The organism is Marinobacter sp. 1-4A (assembly GCF_016597725.1).
Taxonomy (GTDB): Bacteria; Pseudomonadota; Gammaproteobacteria; order Pseudomonadales; family Oleiphilaceae; genus Marinobacter.
The window spans coordinates 1-16,472 of record NZ_VCGY01000010.1 but is presented as its reverse complement, the minus strand read 5'-3'; the positions used below and the strand labels follow the sequence as shown (position 1 = coordinate 16,472).

Annotated in this window: 23 protein-coding genes; 5 read left to right on the top strand and 18 right to left on the bottom strand. The window is 49.3% G+C overall.

The genetic code is table 11. The annotated features are described in order from the left end of the window. Positions 1-8: 8 nt before the first annotated feature. A complete protein-coding gene (locus tag FE845_RS16670) occupies positions 9-983 on the bottom strand; it encodes a M14 family metallocarboxypeptidase (RefSeq protein ID WP_227714459.1) in 975 nt (324 codons plus the stop codon). Positions 984-1,144: 161 nt separating this feature from the next. Between FE845_RS16670 and FE845_RS16665 the strand changes: the two genes are divergently transcribed. Further along, the gene (locus FE845_RS16665; RefSeq protein ID WP_200367204.1) at positions 1,145-1,672 is read left to right on the top strand and encodes a TIGR02281 family clan AA aspartic protease; all 528 of its coding nucleotides are present in this window, start codon (positions 1,145-1,147) and stop codon (positions 1,670-1,672) included. A gap of 67 nt (positions 1,673-1,739) precedes the next feature. On the opposite strand, the gene FE845_RS16660 is transcribed toward FE845_RS16665, so the two are convergent. Next, on the bottom strand, positions 1,740-2,795 hold the full coding sequence (locus FE845_RS16660) for a diguanylate cyclase domain-containing protein (RefSeq protein ID WP_200367202.1): 1,056 nt from the start codon (positions 2,793-2,795) through the stop codon (positions 1,740-1,742). A gap of 135 nt (positions 2,796-2,930) precedes the next feature. Further along, positions 2,931-3,560, bottom strand: a complete 630-nt coding sequence (locus tag FE845_RS16655; protein ID WP_200367185.1) for a TetR/AcrR family transcriptional regulator — start codon at positions 3,558-3,560, stop codon at positions 2,931-2,933. Between the two features lie 94 nt (positions 3,561-3,654). Between FE845_RS16655 and FE845_RS16650 the strand changes: the two genes are divergently transcribed. After that, a complete protein-coding gene (locus tag FE845_RS16650; RefSeq protein WP_200367183.1) occupies positions 3,655-4,791 on the top strand; it encodes a saccharopine dehydrogenase NADP-binding domain-containing protein in 1,137 nt (378 codons plus the stop codon). Here the strand turns inward: FE845_RS16650 and FE845_RS16645 are convergent. From FE845_RS16645 to FE845_RS16620, 6 genes are all read right to left on the bottom strand, one after another. Next, entirely contained in the window at positions 4,737-5,186 is a 450-nt protein-coding gene (locus FE845_RS16645) for a DUF1801 domain-containing protein (protein ID WP_227714458.1), read from the bottom strand. The two genes, FE845_RS16650 and FE845_RS16645, sit on opposite strands and share 55 nt — an antisense overlap. A 187-nt stretch (positions 5,187-5,373) precedes the next feature. Then, on the bottom strand, positions 5,374-5,835 hold the full coding sequence (locus FE845_RS16640; protein WP_200367181.1) for a glutaredoxin domain-containing protein: 462 nt from the start codon (positions 5,833-5,835) through the stop codon (positions 5,374-5,376). Between the two features lie 166 nt (positions 5,836-6,001). Next, positions 6,002-6,490, bottom strand: a complete 489-nt coding sequence (locus tag FE845_RS16635; protein ID WP_200367179.1) for a hypothetical protein — start codon at positions 6,488-6,490, stop codon at positions 6,002-6,004. Positions 6,491-6,564: 74 nt separating this feature from the next. After that, positions 6,565-7,113, bottom strand: coding sequence for a GNAT family N-acetyltransferase (locus FE845_RS16630; protein WP_200367171.1), 549 nt, complete (start codon positions 7,111-7,113; stop codon positions 6,565-6,567). A 208-nt stretch (positions 7,114-7,321) separates the two neighbouring features. Continuing rightward, on the bottom strand, positions 7,322-7,624 hold the full coding sequence (locus FE845_RS16625; RefSeq protein ID WP_200367169.1) for a type II toxin-antitoxin system RelE/ParE family toxin: 303 nt from the start codon (positions 7,622-7,624) through the stop codon (positions 7,322-7,324). Continuing rightward, on the bottom strand, positions 7,612-7,869 hold the full coding sequence (locus FE845_RS16620; protein ID WP_022992576.1) for a type II toxin-antitoxin system Phd/YefM family antitoxin: 258 nt from the start codon (positions 7,867-7,869) through the stop codon (positions 7,612-7,614). Before FE845_RS16620 ends, FE845_RS16625 begins: the two co-directional genes overlap by 13 nt. A gap of 198 nt (positions 7,870-8,067) precedes the next feature. Here FE845_RS16620 and FE845_RS16615 point away from each other — a divergent pair, with 198 nt between their 5' ends. The 3 genes from FE845_RS16615 to FE845_RS16605 all read left to right on the top strand — a co-directional run bounded on the left by FE845_RS16615 (position 8,068) and on the right by FE845_RS16605 (position 9,724). Further along, a complete protein-coding gene (locus FE845_RS16615; protein ID WP_200367167.1) occupies positions 8,068-8,262 on the top strand; it encodes a type II toxin-antitoxin system VapB family antitoxin in 195 nt (64 codons plus the stop codon). Continuing rightward, positions 8,259-8,660 carry a PIN domain nuclease gene (locus FE845_RS16610; RefSeq protein WP_200367164.1) on the top strand — a complete coding sequence of 134 codons (402 nt, stop codon included), beginning with the start codon at positions 8,259-8,261 and terminating at the stop codon, positions 8,658-8,660. Before FE845_RS16615 ends, FE845_RS16610 begins: the two co-directional genes overlap by 4 nt. Positions 8,661-8,749: 89 nt before the next feature. Then, complete coding sequence (locus FE845_RS16605; RefSeq protein ID WP_200367162.1) at positions 8,750-9,724, top strand: IS110 family transposase; 975 nt, start codon at positions 8,750-8,752, stop codon at positions 9,722-9,724. Between the two features lie 337 nt (positions 9,725-10,061). Here FE845_RS16605 and FE845_RS16600 read toward each other — a convergent pair whose 3' ends face one another. The 9 genes from FE845_RS16600 to FE845_RS16560 all read right to left on the bottom strand — a co-directional run bounded on the left by FE845_RS16600 (position 10,062) and on the right by FE845_RS16560 (position 16,335). After that, on the bottom strand, positions 10,062-10,391 hold the full coding sequence (locus tag FE845_RS16600; RefSeq protein ID WP_200367160.1) for a hypothetical protein: 330 nt from the start codon (positions 10,389-10,391) through the stop codon (positions 10,062-10,064). Positions 10,392-10,469: 78 nt separating this feature from the next. Continuing rightward, the gene (gene panB, locus FE845_RS16595) at positions 10,470-11,291 is read right to left on the bottom strand and encodes a 3-methyl-2-oxobutanoate hydroxymethyltransferase (RefSeq protein WP_200367158.1); all 822 of its coding nucleotides are present in this window, start codon (positions 11,289-11,291) and stop codon (positions 10,470-10,472) included. A 125-nt stretch (positions 11,292-11,416) separates the two neighbouring features. Further along, positions 11,417-11,743, bottom strand: a complete 327-nt coding sequence (locus FE845_RS16590) for a hypothetical protein (protein ID WP_200367156.1) — start codon at positions 11,741-11,743, stop codon at positions 11,417-11,419. Positions 11,744-11,892: 149 nt separating this feature from the next. Beyond that, positions 11,893-12,882, bottom strand: a complete 990-nt coding sequence (locus FE845_RS16585; protein ID WP_200367153.1) for a hypothetical protein — start codon at positions 12,880-12,882, stop codon at positions 11,893-11,895. A gap of 133 nt (positions 12,883-13,015) precedes the next feature. Further along, positions 13,016-13,366, bottom strand: coding sequence for a DUF3147 family protein (locus tag FE845_RS16580; RefSeq protein ID WP_200367151.1), 351 nt, complete (start codon positions 13,364-13,366; stop codon positions 13,016-13,018). A gap of 90 nt (positions 13,367-13,456) precedes the next feature. Next, the gene (locus FE845_RS16575) at positions 13,457-13,807 is read right to left on the bottom strand and encodes a hypothetical protein (protein ID WP_200367149.1); all 351 of its coding nucleotides are present in this window, start codon (positions 13,805-13,807) and stop codon (positions 13,457-13,459) included. Positions 13,808-13,925: 118 nt separating this feature from the next. Beyond that, a complete protein-coding gene (locus FE845_RS16570) occupies positions 13,926-14,522 on the bottom strand; it encodes a PIN domain-containing protein (RefSeq protein WP_200367147.1) in 597 nt (198 codons plus the stop codon). Between the two features lie 85 nt (positions 14,523-14,607). Beyond that, on the bottom strand, positions 14,608-15,285 hold the full coding sequence (locus tag FE845_RS16565) for an SAM-dependent methyltransferase (protein ID WP_200367145.1): 678 nt from the start codon (positions 15,283-15,285) through the stop codon (positions 14,608-14,610). A gap of 90 nt (positions 15,286-15,375) precedes the next feature. Continuing rightward, positions 15,376-16,335 carry a hypothetical protein gene (locus FE845_RS16560; protein ID WP_074467475.1) on the bottom strand — a complete coding sequence of 320 codons (960 nt, stop codon included), beginning with the start codon at positions 16,333-16,335 and terminating at the stop codon, positions 15,376-15,378. Between the last annotated feature and the right edge of the window lie 137 nt (positions 16,336-16,472).

Genomic DNA, 16,472 nt, shown 5'->3' with positions numbered 1-16,472 from the left:
GATCTTGCCTACCGGTGCGCCAGAGCATAGTCGATTCCCGCACACACTGCGGCCACCTGCGCGGCATTGCATTGTTCAGGCGTTGCACGAGCGCTGTCGGGATACACTTCAGTGGTGGTTCTGTAGGGTGCGCTGGTGATTCCGGCGCATAGACCCAATTGTTTGAGCGGATACTGTATTACACCCCGAGCGACTATCGGCGAGCCAAGAACCTCGCCATTTGCGTCAGCCGGCGCGATATGAGTAATTTTCTCTACAGCCTCAATCACCGCCTGCTGAAACTCCGTATGCGGGTTATCACTGTCATCAACCAAATAAAAGCCATCGGGAATCTCGCACGGCTCGAACGGCTTGCCGTCGCGTGCTGCCAACGCGGGCCGAAACTCGCTTTCATCCGTATCGGTGGTTTCGTGCAGATCCATGTGCATCAATGCACGATCACGAACCGGCTCCACCAACCGCATGAGTGCCGCAGACTCTTCAGCCTCACCGTCCTGCCGGAATGAACGGTTAGGATCGACTGCGTTGGCGTTCCACCGGTGGATACGCTCATACGCCCAAGGGCTAACACAGGGCGCAACCAACAAATTGACACGACCGGCGTAATCCTCCGCATGCCGGTCAGCAAACTGCAATGCGCCGTGGACACCGCTGGTTTCATAGCCGTGCACGCCGCCTGTAATTAGCACAATCGGTAGATCGTCACGCCAGTCGCGGCTGCGAATCGCCATCAGTGGGTAACTCTCAGCGCCGTAATCCAGATGCCCATACTGTTCCACATCAAAGCGCGAGCGCAGGCGCTCAATCACACTCAGCACCTCAGACTCGTAGCTACGTTGACGAGACTGCCGTGACAACCACTCAGCGCGCTCAACCTCGCCCCAAGGAATGCCCGGCGTACCGATGGGATAGAATGCGGGGGCCGTGCTCATATTGCTTTTGCTCCAGTGATGGGTAATGACGGCGGGCATTCTAGCATCCATACCCTAGCTCTTGCCTCCGCCCAAACAACCTGCTCATTGGTATTATTTCATTCATCCGCACAAAAACCAGCTGACGCTCTTCGTGCCTATTATCGATGATGGGCGCTCCGAATAGGTTAGAATCCGTACACTCTATAGAAAGAACCGCAACAAGGAATGGAATGAGTAAACCTGGCACCATCAAACCCGAGATCCGCTACCTATTTTTCTTCGCTGTTTTTTGGGTTGTGTTACTCGCCGCTGCCGCGTACTTATTCGGTAATTGGGACTCCCGCAAAACAAACCCCAATCAGCAACTGGTCAGCCACACCCGCGGCAGTGCCACGGAAATTGAGCTGCAGGCCAACCGTCAGGGCCATTATCTAGCGAGAGGCACCATTAACAACCAAAGCGTCACCTTCATTCTGGATACCGGTGCAACAACCGTAACAGTCTCAGAATCGATCGCCCAAAAAGCGGGCCTTACCCGAGGGCTACCAAGCTATGCACGTACTGCTGCGGGCACAGTAAATGTGTGGAATACAACCATCGAGGAACTTCGCTTGGGCGATATCACATTCAAAAATGTCCCCGGCACCATAAACCCTGCCATGGACCCCGAGATGGTGTTGCTGGGCATGAGCGTGCTTGGACAGCTTAATTTCTCCCAGCAATCAGGCGTTATGACCCTGAGCCAAGACGCACATTGAAATAGCGCATGTTGCGGCTCGCTTTTACAGCGAGATACAGAGCGAAGACAAAAGAACGCGGCGGGCATCATGTTGGAGGGTTAGAGTTATTGCTTTCGTAGTAACTACATTTATCCGCATACATGTTTTCATCAGCCTTGCTTAACAGCGCTTGTACCGATGCTCCGTCTTCAGGGTATAGCGCCGCACCTTGACTCACATGGCAATGCACATTGTGATGCTGAATCTGAAAGGGCTCAGCCATAGCCGCTTCAATGCGGGCCATGGTTTGCTTCACGCCTAGGCTGCCTTTTGTTTGAGCCAGCAAAACTACAAACTCATCCCCGCCAATACGGGCAAAGGTATCGGTGTCTCTCAGCTGCTGTTTGATGCGTTGAGCCACCTGCTGCAGCAGAGCGTCGCCCGCCTCGTGCCCGTAGGTATCATTTACTTGCTTAAAGGCATTAAGGTCGATGAATAACACGGCAAACGGGTCTTTACTGCGCTGCGCCAAACCAATGGTTTGCTTGATTCGCTCATTCAGCACTGAGCGATTAACGAGGCCAGTGAGGCTGTCGTGGTGAGCCAGATACAGAATCTTTTCTTCAGCCGCCTTACGGTCAGAAATATCAGAAAGCATGTTGAGCGTTGCTGGCTGCCCACCCCAAACAATCGCTGCGCCACTTATTTCAATAGGGTAGCTGGTGCCATCCTTGCGTAGAAAGAGGCTTTCGTAACGATGCGGTGCTCCCTCCCCTGCTATACGGCGCTGATAATTAGCCATCATTTCATCCCGTGCAGATGGATGGATGAGAGGCATGAAAGACGGCAGCGCTTTGAGCTCATCTTCATCATACCCGCTCATTTCACACATGCGCGGGTTCAGGTATACCAGCCGCGTATTTTGCACCACGGCAATCCCTTCGTGCGCATTTTCAACAAGATAACGGAAAGAATCCGCGCCCTCACGCAACTCTTGTACTAACAAATTTTGCGCATTCATAGCACGGCGGTAACGCAGAAGGTACCAAGCGCCGGCCAGCAACAAAGCCAACAGGGTCAGGGTTACACCCCAGAATAAGTACCAGCTAACCGAGTATCCTGATTCGATTAAACCTGTTGGCGGTTCGGTGCTAACATCCATAAGCAAGCTCAGTCACGATTATTATTTAGCTGTTTATAAATAGAATATCGCACTTCACACAAGAGATGGAGGCAAAAGGAGGCGCATGAGTCTTGCGACAAGTTCCTAACGGGCGCACAGCCCAACGTTTAGCGATCAAGAAGTCTCGGGTATTGTTGGGGGGGCTGACCCCAAGGTCAGCGCGTAGACAGCTTGGATGATATCGTCATCAAACCCTTGGCCCACGCCTGAGAATTTTCTGCGCTCCCCTCTGAACAGTGACACCCCTTCCAGTAGCGACATAACCAGCAACGCACGCTTTTTGAGCATATCGGACTCCAGTTGCGGCGCCTCCATGGCTATGGCTGTTGCAAGGGCATCCCGGTACGCAATGTAATAATTAGACATGACAGAGTAGGCTTCCGGTTCGCGCCCAGCTATTGCCCATAATTCCCAGAACATTCGACAACTGCGCGGAGATTGTTGATCTGCCAAGATGAAGCGGATGAGAGGTGTTAGACCGCCTCTCTGGGCCGGCTTCTCAAGCTCCATTGCGGCGGCTTCAAGAGCATGATGGAACAGCGCCTCCAGAAGAGACTCCCGAGTGGGGAAGTAGTACTGCACATTAGACAATCGGATTCCCAGCCTTGCGGCGATACTCCGCGTATAAAACCCCGCGTACCCTTCCTCCTCAAGAATATTCCCCGCAGCTTCTAGAATTTCTTCGCGACGTTTGCGCCCCTTTGGACTTAGGGGTGTTTTGCTCGTCTGGCTATTCGTGACCATGGCCTCTACTCGGTAGCAAAAACACATTGAAAAATTAGGTCAACATACCTAATATTAGATTTTAATTGGTCACAAGACCTAAAAGGAGAATGCCATGCCTGATTCAATTTTGCTAGCCGGAGGGTACGGCATTGTCGGCACACAACTCGCCGCGATGCTTAGCAAGCGTCACCCGAATTATCGTCTAATCATCGGTGGTCGTTCGTTTGAGCGTGCCCAGATGCTAGCCAGCACCTTACCGAATGCCTCAGCGATAACCCTGAACACAGACGATTCGGATCCATTAGAAAATGCGCAAGAAACGCCACATTTAGTGGTGTCGCTGACAAATGATTCTGGCGACAAATTGCTTTCGTCCTGTTTGCGGCGAAACATCCCCTATCTCGACATCACGCGCTGGACGGAACGGGTACGTCATGCCGTGGCCGTATTGCCCGCACTACAGTCAACGTCTTCCCTAACCTCACCTGTCGTTTTTGCTTCGTCCTGGATGGCGGCGGTGGCGGCCACTCTGGCGCGTGGAGCCAGTATGGATATGGTGACCGATGCCATTACTATCGATGTGCTCTATGGTATGAACGACAAAGCGGGACCCAATTCAGCAGAGTACATGGACAGACTGGAGCTACCCTTCGAAGTGATGGAAGGGGGGCTGCGTAAACAGAAAAAGTCATTCACCGATGGACGCTTGGCACACTTCCAAGAGTTGGGAGATGTTGCCGTTTACCGCTTCGATGCTCCAGACCAACTGACGTTACCCGCAATAACTGGTGCTAATTCAGTCTCCACCCGCATAGCGTTTAGCAGTGTGATGGCAACCCGGTTACTCAAAATGCTGGTTCGCACTGGAATCTGGCGAGCCATAAGCGGTGATCAATTCACGTCTTTACGCCGAGCGATACTTTACAACCCCGGAACTGGAGACCACCATCGCATAGCAATAGAAGTAGTCGGACGAGAGAGCGACAGTAGTGACGTTTACAGACGAATGGAGGTTAACGACCCGGAAGGACAGACACACTTAACCGCCGTAGGGGCATTAATTCAGGTGGATAGAATTCTAGGCCTTAACGGACACATCGCGGCCCGCGCTGGTGCTCAGTATGCAGAAGCGGAGACAGATCCGGCATTGTTGCGCTCCACACTCGAAGAGTTTGGTGTGACCGTGCTGGATTTTCACTCCAGATCAGGCGGGTATCCACACAAGAACTCACCTCGGCAACATAGCTGACACATAGGGGAACCTTTAATGCCAACAATAAACGGTACCCTGACAAGGGCATCCGGCAGCGGCCCGTCCCCAGTAGAGGCTCCTAGGGGAATATCAATAGCTCTTTTCCCCTCATACTCGAATTCATCGGGGTAGATCTCCTTGAAGGTCTCGATCAATATGGTCTGGCAGTGAAAATATACTTTAATGACATCTGGATCTTTTGGCTTCCAGTCCATTCGAATCGCGCTGCCACCTTTTACAAGGTAGCTGGCTTCGCCCCACTTGAGACCCTCTTCAACTGTACCTAAACCGTTTTCTGCGGCGACGGCAAGAATGAGGCCGCGAACATTTTCAAGCTGCCGTTGAGCCTCTATCGGGTAGGTGGCAAATTTAGATTCTATTTCGGGCTTCACGGGTAACCCCCTTGATTCACAGCCGTCTCTGCTTTGCATCTCCCTCTTCGGCGCACCCCGCCAACGGTCAAAAGCTATGCAGACTTTGCCACTAACATCTCAGTGGAAAATCATCAGAAAGCGGCATGAACGGGTGATCAATATCGTACTACTACAGACCCAGTTCCCGCTGGATTAATTTATTATGCTATTGATCATAAATTCGCCTAAAACCAGCCACACTGAACCCATTCATTCGTTCCTTACCAACCAAAATTACCGGGACACCTGTAGCGTTCAACTTATCATAAGCTCTTTTTGCTGATTTATTTTTTTCAATATCGTATTCAACATAGTCTATATCATTCTTCTCAAAGTACTGGCGCGCCTTTTTACAAAACCCACACCAACTGGCCGAGTACATGATAACTTTCTCTCCGACATCAAAAGCAGACATGTCATACGACACACTTTCATAGGTATTTATCTTTAACTTAACTTGATCCGAAACTTGATGGGTTGGTCGTCGGTCACCAAAATGAATCTTTCCATTCTCATCTACCCATTTGTATATTTCTGCCGCTGCACCAAAAGACGAAAATACTAAAATTAACGAGAGATAGAGCGCTTTCAATTTTTTGGCCTCATTTTTATGGTGATTTTCGCGCATAGTATCGCGGTATGTACGCCGCCAAATGACTACTATTCAGGCTCAGGTAAAACTGGCGGCGTACTGTCCATGTAAGTTAAGAAGTTCTCCCATACTTCGCATAGTGGGCCCGCTTTTAGCGTAGCGCGGTCCAAATGGAATTTGATGCACTGGTTAAAACCTGCCTTCAAGAACCACCGGACTTAACCAACCGCACCACCACATTGCTATGTTGCGACCCAGCATCTTTCTCATGCCGCGTACCAAAAAGATTGACCCATTGGCCTTGAGTCAGCAGCAATTCCCCAGCGCCAGCACTGCCCCCATTACTCGCAGTGTAATTGCCCGCATAGTTGAATTGGTATTGGTCGGGTGAGCCTGCGACTGGCTTGAGTTCATAACCGATGGACAACTCATTTGAAGAAGCAAAGCCTTTACCCTCGCTCGATATGCCAACCGTTAAAAGGCGCGACTCCTTCAGAAAACTGGGTAAAATACCAGAGGGTGTATTATCTGCATTGGTAGCTTGGCACTCACAGTACCGAACCTCCAGCACAAACGACTCACTCGCAAGATAGTCTTCAGGAGCGGGATTTCCGGCAAGAGCAAAGCCGGGGAGCAGGAGAAGAAAGGGTAGACTAAACTGCCAAACAATTTGTGATGCTATCCGTTGCATGTGACCTCCTGATTTTTAGTTTTAACGCCCCGCTAAACGGTGAGCGTTTGCGAGTCAGCTGTAGACCATGCCTTTTATGGACGAACGCACGACAACAGTTTGTTGCGCAATGCCCAATCGTCGCACGTCATTCGATACACCCGCACAGATCGGCCATGGAACTCTTGAAGCGTATAGTTTCCGAACCCGACCTTTTCCGTCACCTTAACAGAAGCTGTATGCTCCGGCTCGATAATAACAATTACCGAATCGCATTGCTTTTGATCAAAAGCATACTTTAGAACACCTTTGGCAGCTTCTGTCGCATACCCCTGATGCCAAAACCTACGCGCCAGACGATAACCTAAATTGATTTCTTCAACATCGCCAACCAACTCCGGCCCAACGCCACAGAAGCCGATAAAGTGCCCTGATTCCTTCTCGCACAATGCCCATGGCCCCATTCCATGAGCGGCGTAACACTCAAGGCACCAATCAACGAACTTTCGGGTAGCGTCTTCATCGCAAACTCCACGAACGGAGAATTTCATGACCTCTGGGTCACTGAGCATTGCGGTGAGCGCCGGAACGTCTTGATGGAATAACTTCCTTACAACCAACCTCTCTGTTTCAAACAATGGCACCGCGCTCTCCTTGTGCATAACTCCCGCCACCATCGATGACCAACCGGCGCGACTCAAAGGTCTTATGAAGGGTGTAAAATCAAATTGCTGTTTGCTCAATGCTACCAAAAACCATCCGTTTGGGTTTTTCCTACAGCCCTAATGCCTAACGCACCGGTGACTTTGACGTAGTGAAGCGGAGACAAAGGCATCCGCGTGACGCACTTGGCTAGCTGTTCTCAAGCATGTATGCACGAAGTTGCCGCTCATCTCGCATGACATAAAGGACTAGAACTCGCATCTCATCCTCACGATAAAAGATGCGGCACGGTGGAACCACTACCTCCCTGTATACTGAGTTAGGGAGCTCTGGAGGAATCCGCCCGGACTGAGGAAAATCTTCCAAGCGTTCGGTTTTTTCAAAAACACCCTGAACCAGATGACTTGCGGCATCAGGATTATCCAAAGCGATGTACTCAGCGATGGCATCCAGCTCCTGAAGGGCGGGCTCCGTCCAGATTACTTTAGCCATTTACTCATTTTCTCCCTGGCCTCGCTTTGGCTGTACGTTCTTCCCTCAAGTACAGCACGCTCTCCCCGTGAGAGCCCCTCAAGCAGCTCAAGTCGACGCTGCATGAACTCATAATCTTGCACATCGACAAGGTAAGCGGAAGGCTGACCATGCTCCGTGATCAGTATCGGCTCTTTAGACAAATGCAGGTCCGCCAGAATTTTTGTGGCTTGACGCTTGAGGTTTGTAACAAGTTCAACTTTCATTGGGTTCACCCTGAATCAAACTGATAGTGACACTATAGTATCACTTTTCTGGAAGGCAACCCGAGCTAACGCCCGGCTCACGCGCCGGTTTGGAGCCGCAAAGCGGTGGAAAATCGGTCGCTGTGCAGCCGATTGTTATGTTCTCCACGACATGCTAACGTGTGTATAAAATTAATATTCTATACACATAGGTGGATCATGAGAACAAACATCGTCATTGACGACCAGTTAATGGCCGAAGCCCTGAAAGCCTCCGGTTACGACACTAAAAAAGAGGCCGTTGAGCAAGGCCTGAAACTCCTAATCCAGCTTAGCAAACAGCAGGAAATTCGAAAGCTGCGTGGCAAGATCAAGTGGGAAGGCGACCTGAATGAAATGCGGAGTGCCGGATGATCTTGGTGGATACCAGCGTCTGGATTGACTATTTCAATGGAGTCGAAAACCCGCAAACTGATCTGCTAGATACCTCGATAGTTCAAGGTTCAGTTGCTATCGGCGACCTCATATTTCTGGAAATCCTGCAAGGCATCCGCGACGACAAACAATATCGCCAAACCAAGCAAAGCCTGCTAGCACTGGATCAGCACGAAATGTTTGGCAAAGAAATGGCAGCTAAGTGCGCCGACAACTACCGGGCACTGCGTAAAAAAGGCATCACGATCAGAAAAACCGCCGATGTGATAATCGCTACGTTCTGCATAGAAAAACGGCTACCTCTGCTGTTTTTAGATCGCGACTTTCTCCCTTTTGTCGATCATCTTGGACTTGAGCCTGCCCTACCAAAAACATAACGAATGATATGGACTCCCCCTGCTCCCACGGCATCTATGTGCCACATTGAAGGTGTAGTCAAACTTCAATCAGAAGAGGGGGCGTCCTCATGAATGTTACAACTATTGGTATCGATCTGGCGAAAACTGTGTTCAGTATTCATGGCACCAACCAACACGGCAAGGTCGTGGTTCGCAAACAGCTTAATCGCCCTAAACTGCTGGCGTTCTTCGCACAACTGCCGCCGTGCCTGATCGGCATGGAAGCCTGCTCGGGTGCCCACTACTGGGCTCGTGAGTTAACCAAGCTTGGCCACGATGCTCGGATCATCGCACCCCGATTCGTAGCGCCCTACCGCAAGAGCAGTAAGAACGACGACAACGATGCCGAGGCCATCTGCGAAGCTGTCGGTCGACCCAATATGCGTTTTGTCCCGATCAAAACCGAGGACCAACAAGCGGTACTTTGCCTACACCGCATTCGCCGTGGGCTGATCAAAGAACGCACAGACCAGATCAACCAGATTCGTGGGCTGCTGGCTGAGTTCGGACTGATCATCCCTCAAGGGCGCTATCACGCTCGACATCGGATTCCAGAAATCCTGGAGGATGCCGAAAATGGCTTGCCCATGCTGGCACGGCGTCTACTCAACAACATCAACCAGCGCATTCTCCAGCTCGACGAAGATATTCTGGCTTACGACCGGGAAATCGAAGCGATGGCCCGGCGCGATGAACAGGCCAAACGGTTGATGGCCATTCCAGGTATCGGGCCACAAACCGCCACTGCGATATTGGCCAGTGCGCCCGATCCCAGACAATACTCGACCGGAGGCAAACCCCGATTGGGCAGGATTACCAAGCGCGGGGACAAATACCTGAGAACACTGCTCATCCATGGCACTCGAGCGGTGATCGCAAAACTTGCCGATAAAAGCGATCGGCTCAGTGGCTGGGCCAGAGATCTGGTGGAACGTCGCGGATACAAACGAGCCGCCGTGGCATTGGCCGCCAAGAATGCCCGGATTATCTGGGCGCTGTTAATGAACCAAACCGAGTTTAAAACTCAGCCTGTGGCAGGCTGATCAACGGGCAACAACGACAGGCAGAACACGCCTGCCAGCCGAGTCTTGCAACGGCAAGCGATGACGGAACGGTCAGACCGAGAGTGATTGAACCTGATAAGCTTTGTGGCTGATACAAGCCGACTAACGAATGAGGTCATCACTCACACGCATCATCATCCTGGCCCGGGCAGTAATGCCCACAAAGAGGCCGAATGTAGAGCTGCAGTCTCAAACCGCTTCAGATTCAAGTGGCGTTGCTTGACCGCAGGGGGAGTCCATGTAGCCAGCTTAGCGGCGCCACGTCAGTGGCGTCCGGTGGACAGCCGTCAGGCCGGGAACGAACTACAACAACTGGTTATGTGTTGCTTCTTTGGCCGCCACCGGAAACCAGCGACTTTGCCACCTTAATTTCGTGCACTTTAAGCCCAACTACCCATCGAATGTACCGCAAGAACATCCCCGCTGCTAACGACCCTGAGACAAGCACCATTATCAGAATGCCGAAGAACTCCTGTGGAGAACCGGAGTATTCAGGCTGCGATGTTTGGTAAAAATATACCGCCCACACTGCAACCATCGGGAGCCCCAACACAAGCGAAAACACCCAAAACCAAAGCCATCGGGTGATCAACACCGGAATGACCAAGAGGGAAGCTGATATTGCCAGAACGATCTCAATGCTCATTCGGTGACCACATAACGCTTGGCTTTGCGGCGTGCCGGAGCGCAGCGTAGGCACGTCCGGCAACAGCCATTTGTTATGTCACTTTTTTAGACCAAAACAATGCTCGTCTGAAGGGAAAGTTCCAGCTCTTACCTCTTTTTCGAACTCTGCAAATACCTCTTTGATCTGGGCACTGAGGTCTACATATTTTTTGGCGAATTTCGGGGTGTAATCTGAGAACAAACCAAGGATGTCCTCAGTCACTAATACTTGTCCATCACACTCAGGAGAAGCGCCAATGCCGATGGTGGGGATGGCAATGGTTTCAGTAACCTTCCTTGCGGCTTTCTCAAAAACACCTTCAATCAATACCGAGAATGCACCTGCTGATTCAAAGGCCTGTGCCTCTTTAACCAACAACGCAACAGCATCGTCATCTCGCCCCTGAGCCTTGAAGCCTCCAAGAGCATTTGCATGCTGCGGACGAAGACCTATGTGGGGCATGACAGGAATTCCCCGACTGATCAGGAACTCCACCGTTTCAACAAGCTCCAAGCCTCCCTCGACTTTCACTGCCTGAGCACCGGTTTCCGTCAATATGCGTGCTGCGTTGCGATACGCCAGCTCTTTACTTTCTTGATATGAGCCAAAGGGCATGTCAATGACAACACAAGCCCGCTCGGTACCACGAACAACTGCTGCACCGTGGGCAATCATCATATCCAGTGTTACAGGTAAGGTAGAATCAAACCCGTATGCAACCATACCCGTTGAATCACCAACAATGATGAGATCTACATACGGATCCATAAAGCCCGCCATTGGCTTGGTGTAAGCCGTCAGAGAGACAATGCTGCCTTTCCCTTTCATTTTCCGAATCTTAGCAGTAGTAATTTTCTGATTTGACGTATGCGTGCTCATGCTATCTCCTTTTATGATGCTCGATGCTCACTCAGTGAACATAACGCTTGCAGCATGCGCGCCCTTGGAATGGAGCCGAAGGCGCAATGTAAAGGGCGTCGCCGTGCCTGCACTGGTTATGTGTTCTATGATGACCAAACATAAATATTTATAGTACGGCTGTTTCTAGTAATTTTCGAAATGGTAGTCGTTTGGCCATAACCCCAGTGGCCAGTCAGGTCTGCGATCCGCTCCCATTCTAGAGTTTCGCCTTCTTCAAAGCCTGGCCTTGGGAGGGTCTTCCATCCTTCTGTATCTGGCTTTTCTGGAAGAGTTAGTTCGTAAGTTCGCTTAACGTGGCCAGTCAGAAAAAGCAGGAAATATTCCCTTTCCAGAACGGTCAGCTCGTAGCCAGAATCCAATCCTTGATTTATTGCAATTTCGAAAAACTCTTGGTCAAACTCATGATTCATGTATGAGTGGTATCTCTCCAACAGCCCAAAAACAATTAGTAATGGGATTGCCACGATCAACATTGTTCGCATGCTATAGACCCACATAACGCCACGCTCTGCGGGAAATTTGTAGCGCAGCGGATAATTTGTCCGACAGCAGCGCTTTGTTATAAGTAATTAGCAACTTCACTAGCATTTCCCACGACTGTGTTTACGCCTAAATGAGCATAGCAAGCTTTAGCCTTCCTGATGAATGCAACATCTTTCGATATCAGCAGAGTAGCGCCAGCTGCATTTCTTACATGCATTAAATCGTTGTTCGATGCCCTAAATCTATCTTTTTTCTTTCTAGTGCTTGTAAAGTCGTCTGCATAATAACCGGCCCAGTTCATTAACGAGTAACATCTGGCGATTTGATTGTGGATGGTGTCGTCAAAATAGTCTGACCAATTAAAAGCGCTATTTTCGGAGATAAATAGCTCATCAATCGCATTAATAACTAGCCCTTCCGGGAGACTCTCGAGCTGGAGTGCTTTTAACTTTTTAAGATCTCTTAGCGGCTTTGGGCCAAGCTCCTGCTGACTTCCTAAATCAATAGCGGATATTTTTGATCCAGCCTCTAACTGATCCGCCATCTTGGCTTGTGCCTCTTTTATTGCTTCAGCTTCACTTTCAAGAAGTTCAGATGGGTCTAAATTATTAAGCTCCTGCTCGGCATTCTCCAGCATTTCCTCGAGGGCCGCCTTGAGTTGAGAGTTTAGCTCTTCAAAACTCTCCTCTATTGGAAGGCCAGAAAATTTTCTGTTAAATCTATCGAATGTCGTAACAACCTTATTGATACCACTAATTTCGTTGTCATTCTCATTATTTAAAAAATCTAGCCAAACTAGATTGGGATCTTTTCCGTTTAGCTCTGTTGTGATTGGAGTTATATATGCCGCCCTCAACTCAGATAGCAATTCAATATGCTCCTGCCGATATTCCTCCTTAGGAATTTGAGCTATCTCTTGCAGATGGGTTTCAGAATAAACGAGGCGAATACCATCTTTGCAGCAAAATTCTCTTATTTTTCTAAGGCCTTCATCCTCTGATTCTTTAAGCTTTCGTTCTCTCAAATCACTTAAAGTGTTTTGATCAAGATAAATGTACGAATCCATATTCTTTACTTATAACGCAGAGCTAAGGGGCAGACACAAGCGGCGCATACAATGCGAAGCATGCGCCGGTTGAGGCTGTCCGTGACGAAGCGCAGCGAGGAACAAACCTTGAGCGACTTGTTAGGCGGCATTGCTAGAGTAACTCTATGCCAAAGCGACGAACAATTACCGCAAACAAAGCAAAGCTGCATATTGTGATAACCGCACAAGCAAGCAAACTAGGCCAAAAACCGTAGCGCGGTAACATGACTGGAAACACAAGAAACATAGGAAACGTTGGAACAACATACCAAAATGTATACCACGCATGATTGGCAATTTTGGACGTTGGTTGGTTTTCAACGTATAACCAAATGAGTGTGAGAATTGTAACCAGTGGCAGCGCCGCAACTAGGCCACCTAGTTTGTCACTGCGCTTTGCCAGTTCAGATACCAGCACGACAACTGCGGCTGTAATGAAATACTTGGTAAAAAGCCAGGACATGGAATTCTCCTTGACGCCTAACGCCCGCCGCACAGGCTCGCAACTTGTTGCGAGTCCAATGAGCGAAGCGAATGTTTGTGCCGGCGCTTGTTATGAACCAGTCAAAGTTTTCAGTTTTGAGCAAGCTTTTTTGCCCTTGCTTAACATGAACATATTTCTGACTGTGCACTTATCCACCCATCCAGAAATATTGCCCTCATCCGTTGAAGTCGAAAATAAATCTTTCTTTATCTTTTCTGGGCTTTCGAATTGATAAAGCTCAACCCTTTCTCCTTCCCAAGTCCCACTCCAACCATCAATAGCGCCAATCATTTGAAATAGTTGCTGCTGCTTTTTCTTGAACCCTATACTTTCAGCTTCATTAATAGTTAATGGAGCTTCTGCATTTGAGCAAGATGCAATCAAGAAGATAGTTACTAGAGACATAAGTTTAAGTTTCATGCGATTTTCCTTTTATTCATAACGCCAGCGCACAACGGCGCACTTTTAATGGAGGCGCAGCCGCAATGAAAAGGGCGTCCGGCGGCCAACGGCCGCGTATTGATGCGCCTTGTTAGGGCTAATGCGGCAATTGGTAGGAAACATTACCGTTATTCACCTTTATGTACTTGCGCTGCTCAAGGTCTTTCACAATTGAGCTTAGCTGCTGTTCCGACAGCTTCTCGGTGAACAGCGAATTGATGGTGTTGGAGAGCGTTTTCACCTTGCGAGGTCGAGATTGGCCCCGGCCTGCTAGGTTTTTTACGATGGCGGACACCATATCGTCGGTGGAGGTAGCCGTGGACATTCTTACTACGGGAATTTCCGCCAAGTCTCGCTCACGCTGGATTTTGATGCCGCGCGATTTGAGATGCTTGATCAGCGTGTCAAAACCGGTATCTCGGGAGATGATGTGGAAGTATGCACTTGAGTCCTTGGCCGCTAGTTCACCAATGTAATAGGCAATGTGAAAATCGAGAGCGTTTTTGCCGGTGCCCGTAATTTTTATGTATCGCGCAGCATCCCCAAGGCCCTGCATCGCTGCAGCCAGATCAAATGGTATCTTTACTTGGTTGGCACCAACAAAAACCACAACCTTGAAGGGGTGCTGCTTGAGAACCTCCAGGTTACTCGGCTGCACATTCTCAAAGTCGATCAGTACATAGTTTGTTGCCAAACAGACTCTCCTTGTTTTTGGCCCTAACGCTTGGCTTTGCGGCGTGCCGGATCGCAGCGTAGGCGCGTCCGCCAACAGCCACTGGTTATACGGTCTTTGCCACCAACATCTCAGTAGCACCTTTTTGAAACCGGTAACTAACAGGCTGCAATGAGACATCAACCCCATCGGCAGATAATGCGGTCATTACCTGATCCAAATGCTTCGAGACCTCTCCGTCTAAGGATACAACAGGAAAGACACGGACTTCGGTCGCCACTCTGCATAGCTCCCGCATTGATGTAAGGTGAGTTGCCCCATCCACATGGTCACTGTAGAGAAAAAGATAGTGGGAGCAGAGTGCCAAATCGAACTCGGAGTCGGAAAACGGCAGCGATGGCAAAGACGTTGATAGATACCGCCCTTGCTGAAAACCCGCCTCAAAGTCGGCCAGGAATTTCGACATGGCATTCATACGGATCTCGCCAAGATGCTCGACGCTACTCAGTGACTCCCAAATATACTTGTCTGCGTCCTGCCGCATCTTAGTCATGATTTCCGGGTACACTTCATCAATCCGGCGACGTATTTCGTTGACCTGAAACTCGTAAACCGGATCACAGGAAGTGACTTGGCTGCCACGGTCTGTTGCCTCTACATTGAAGCTTGCGGGGCCATCACCGCAACCAAGGATGCGCTTGTTCAGGTCATTCTCGGATAATCCGAACATCGCCTGATACTCTTCAAAAGATCTGCCCCACGGGACTACATTGGCTAACTTCAAATCTGACTCTCCTTAGTCTGTATAACGCCCCGCTCTGCGGCAAATTTGAAGCGCAGCGGAAAATTTGTCCGACAGCAGCGCCTTGTTAGCTCATTCTGCCATGATTTTTTCCCATCTATACTGACAGTAACTGCATTTTCCTTCATTGTATTGATCTTCTAGCCCCAATGGCTCTTCGCACATTTCACAGTGGGTGTATTCCATTTCATAGTCGCATGCTACACAACAACCTTCTTCATGGATGAAAGTGCTTTTCCCACACTCATGACATTCATCATAAGGAGAGTCGCCACCATCCATTGCATTTCTGATTGCTTCTCCAGCCAAAGAATCATCGATACATTGTTCAAGCACATCATCAAAACAGAAATCATGCCCACATGATTTGCAATGTAAATTAATAGTTGGGTAGACATCATCAGAATACGGTGCTTGTATCAGTGACGAATGGCATTGACTGCAGCGAAGATTCTTTAGCGCTACCTCAACTGAATGATATTTCCAGTCAATTGCATCAATAGTTGCCTTACAAGCTTTCTCTTCTGCCGAGTAAACATCACTCACTTCAAGCAATGTTGCCCAGCAATCATTACCGAGACTTTCTTGAGGGTCTTGATCTAAGTGCTCTGATAAAAAATCCCGAATCAATAGAAACGACTTGGCTACGATTTCACGAACAGCATCAGGAGATTCAGATGTATAGTAGTGCTCTAAATCGTTTCTTAGCTTGTTAATTTCCTCGAATCTATTCCAGTCAACTGCGACGTTCAAGCTGCTGAATCTTTCTTTTATGGACTGAACATCAACCGTCTTGTGGCCTTTACCCTCAAAAACTATTTCGCCTTTTTCATTTTGAACAGGCCTAATGTTTTGCTTAATTAGCAGTTCTTTGTTGTCGCTCGGAGATAGCTGACAGAGTTTTTCTTTGTAAAGCAATAAAATGCCAGCCGCAATGTTTCTTACAGCAGAAACGCTGCGCCTATCGTCATCACTTTGAAAATCTTCAACACCAATTTGAATTGAGTCGATCGCATTTTGGATAATGCTCATTGCCTCTCCTGAGAGCTAACGCCCGGCTCACCGAGCAAATTTTTGATGGCGGCTTTTGTGCGTGTTTTTGCACAAAAGGTGACAGCGGAAATTTGTCCGGTGGAGCCGCTGGTTATGCATGCATACTATCCCTAGTT

Coding starts and splice junctions, on each gene's coding strand:
- FE845_RS16670 (WP_227714459.1), bottom strand. CDS start 983: ATGGATGCTAGAATGCCCGCCGTCATTACCCATCACTGGAGCAAAAGC.
- FE845_RS16665 (WP_200367204.1), top strand. CDS start 1,145: ATGAGTAAACCTGGCACCATCAAACCCGAGATCCGCTACCTATTTTTC.
- FE845_RS16660 (WP_200367202.1), bottom strand. CDS start 2,795: ATGGATGTTAGCACCGAACCGCCAACAGGTTTAATCGAATCAGGATAC.
- FE845_RS16655 (WP_200367185.1), bottom strand. CDS start 3,560: ATGGTCACGAATAGCCAGACGAGCAAAACACCCCTAAGTCCAAAGGGG.
- FE845_RS16650 (WP_200367183.1), top strand. CDS start 3,655: ATGCCTGATTCAATTTTGCTAGCCGGAGGGTACGGCATTGTCGGCACA.
- FE845_RS16640 (WP_200367181.1), bottom strand. CDS start 5,835: ATGCGCGAAAATCACCATAAAAATGAGGCCAAAAAATTGAAAGCGCTC.
- FE845_RS16635 (WP_200367179.1), bottom strand. CDS start 6,490: ATGCAACGGATAGCATCACAAATTGTTTGGCAGTTTAGTCTACCCTTT.
- FE845_RS16625 (WP_200367169.1), bottom strand. CDS start 7,624: ATGGCTAAAGTAATCTGGACGGAGCCCGCCCTTCAGGAGCTGGATGCC.
- FE845_RS16620 (WP_022992576.1), bottom strand. CDS start 7,869: ATGAAAGTTGAACTTGTTACAAACCTCAAGCGTCAAGCCACAAAAATT.
- FE845_RS16615 (WP_200367167.1), top strand. CDS start 8,068: ATGAGAACAAACATCGTCATTGACGACCAGTTAATGGCCGAAGCCCTG.
- FE845_RS16610 (WP_200367164.1), top strand. CDS start 8,259: ATGATCTTGGTGGATACCAGCGTCTGGATTGACTATTTCAATGGAGTC.
- FE845_RS16605 (WP_200367162.1), top strand. CDS start 8,750: ATGAATGTTACAACTATTGGTATCGATCTGGCGAAAACTGTGTTCAGT.
- FE845_RS16600 (WP_200367160.1), bottom strand. CDS start 10,391: ATGAGCATTGAGATCGTTCTGGCAATATCAGCTTCCCTCTTGGTCATT.
- panB (WP_200367158.1), bottom strand. CDS start 11,291: ATGAGCACGCATACGTCAAATCAGAAAATTACTACTGCTAAGATTCGG.
- FE845_RS16590 (WP_200367156.1), bottom strand. CDS start 11,743: ATGAATCATGAGTTTGACCAAGAGTTTTTCGAAATTGCAATAAATCAA.
- FE845_RS16585 (WP_200367153.1), bottom strand. CDS start 12,882: ATGGATTCGTACATTTATCTTGATCAAAACACTTTAAGTGATTTGAGA.
- FE845_RS16580 (WP_200367151.1), bottom strand. CDS start 13,366: ATGTCCTGGCTTTTTACCAAGTATTTCATTACAGCCGCAGTTGTCGTG.
- FE845_RS16575 (WP_200367149.1), bottom strand. CDS start 13,807: ATGAAACTTAAACTTATGTCTCTAGTAACTATCTTCTTGATTGCATCT.
- FE845_RS16560 (WP_074467475.1), bottom strand. CDS start 16,335: ATGAGCATTATCCAAAATGCGATCGACTCAATTCAAATTGGTGTTGAA.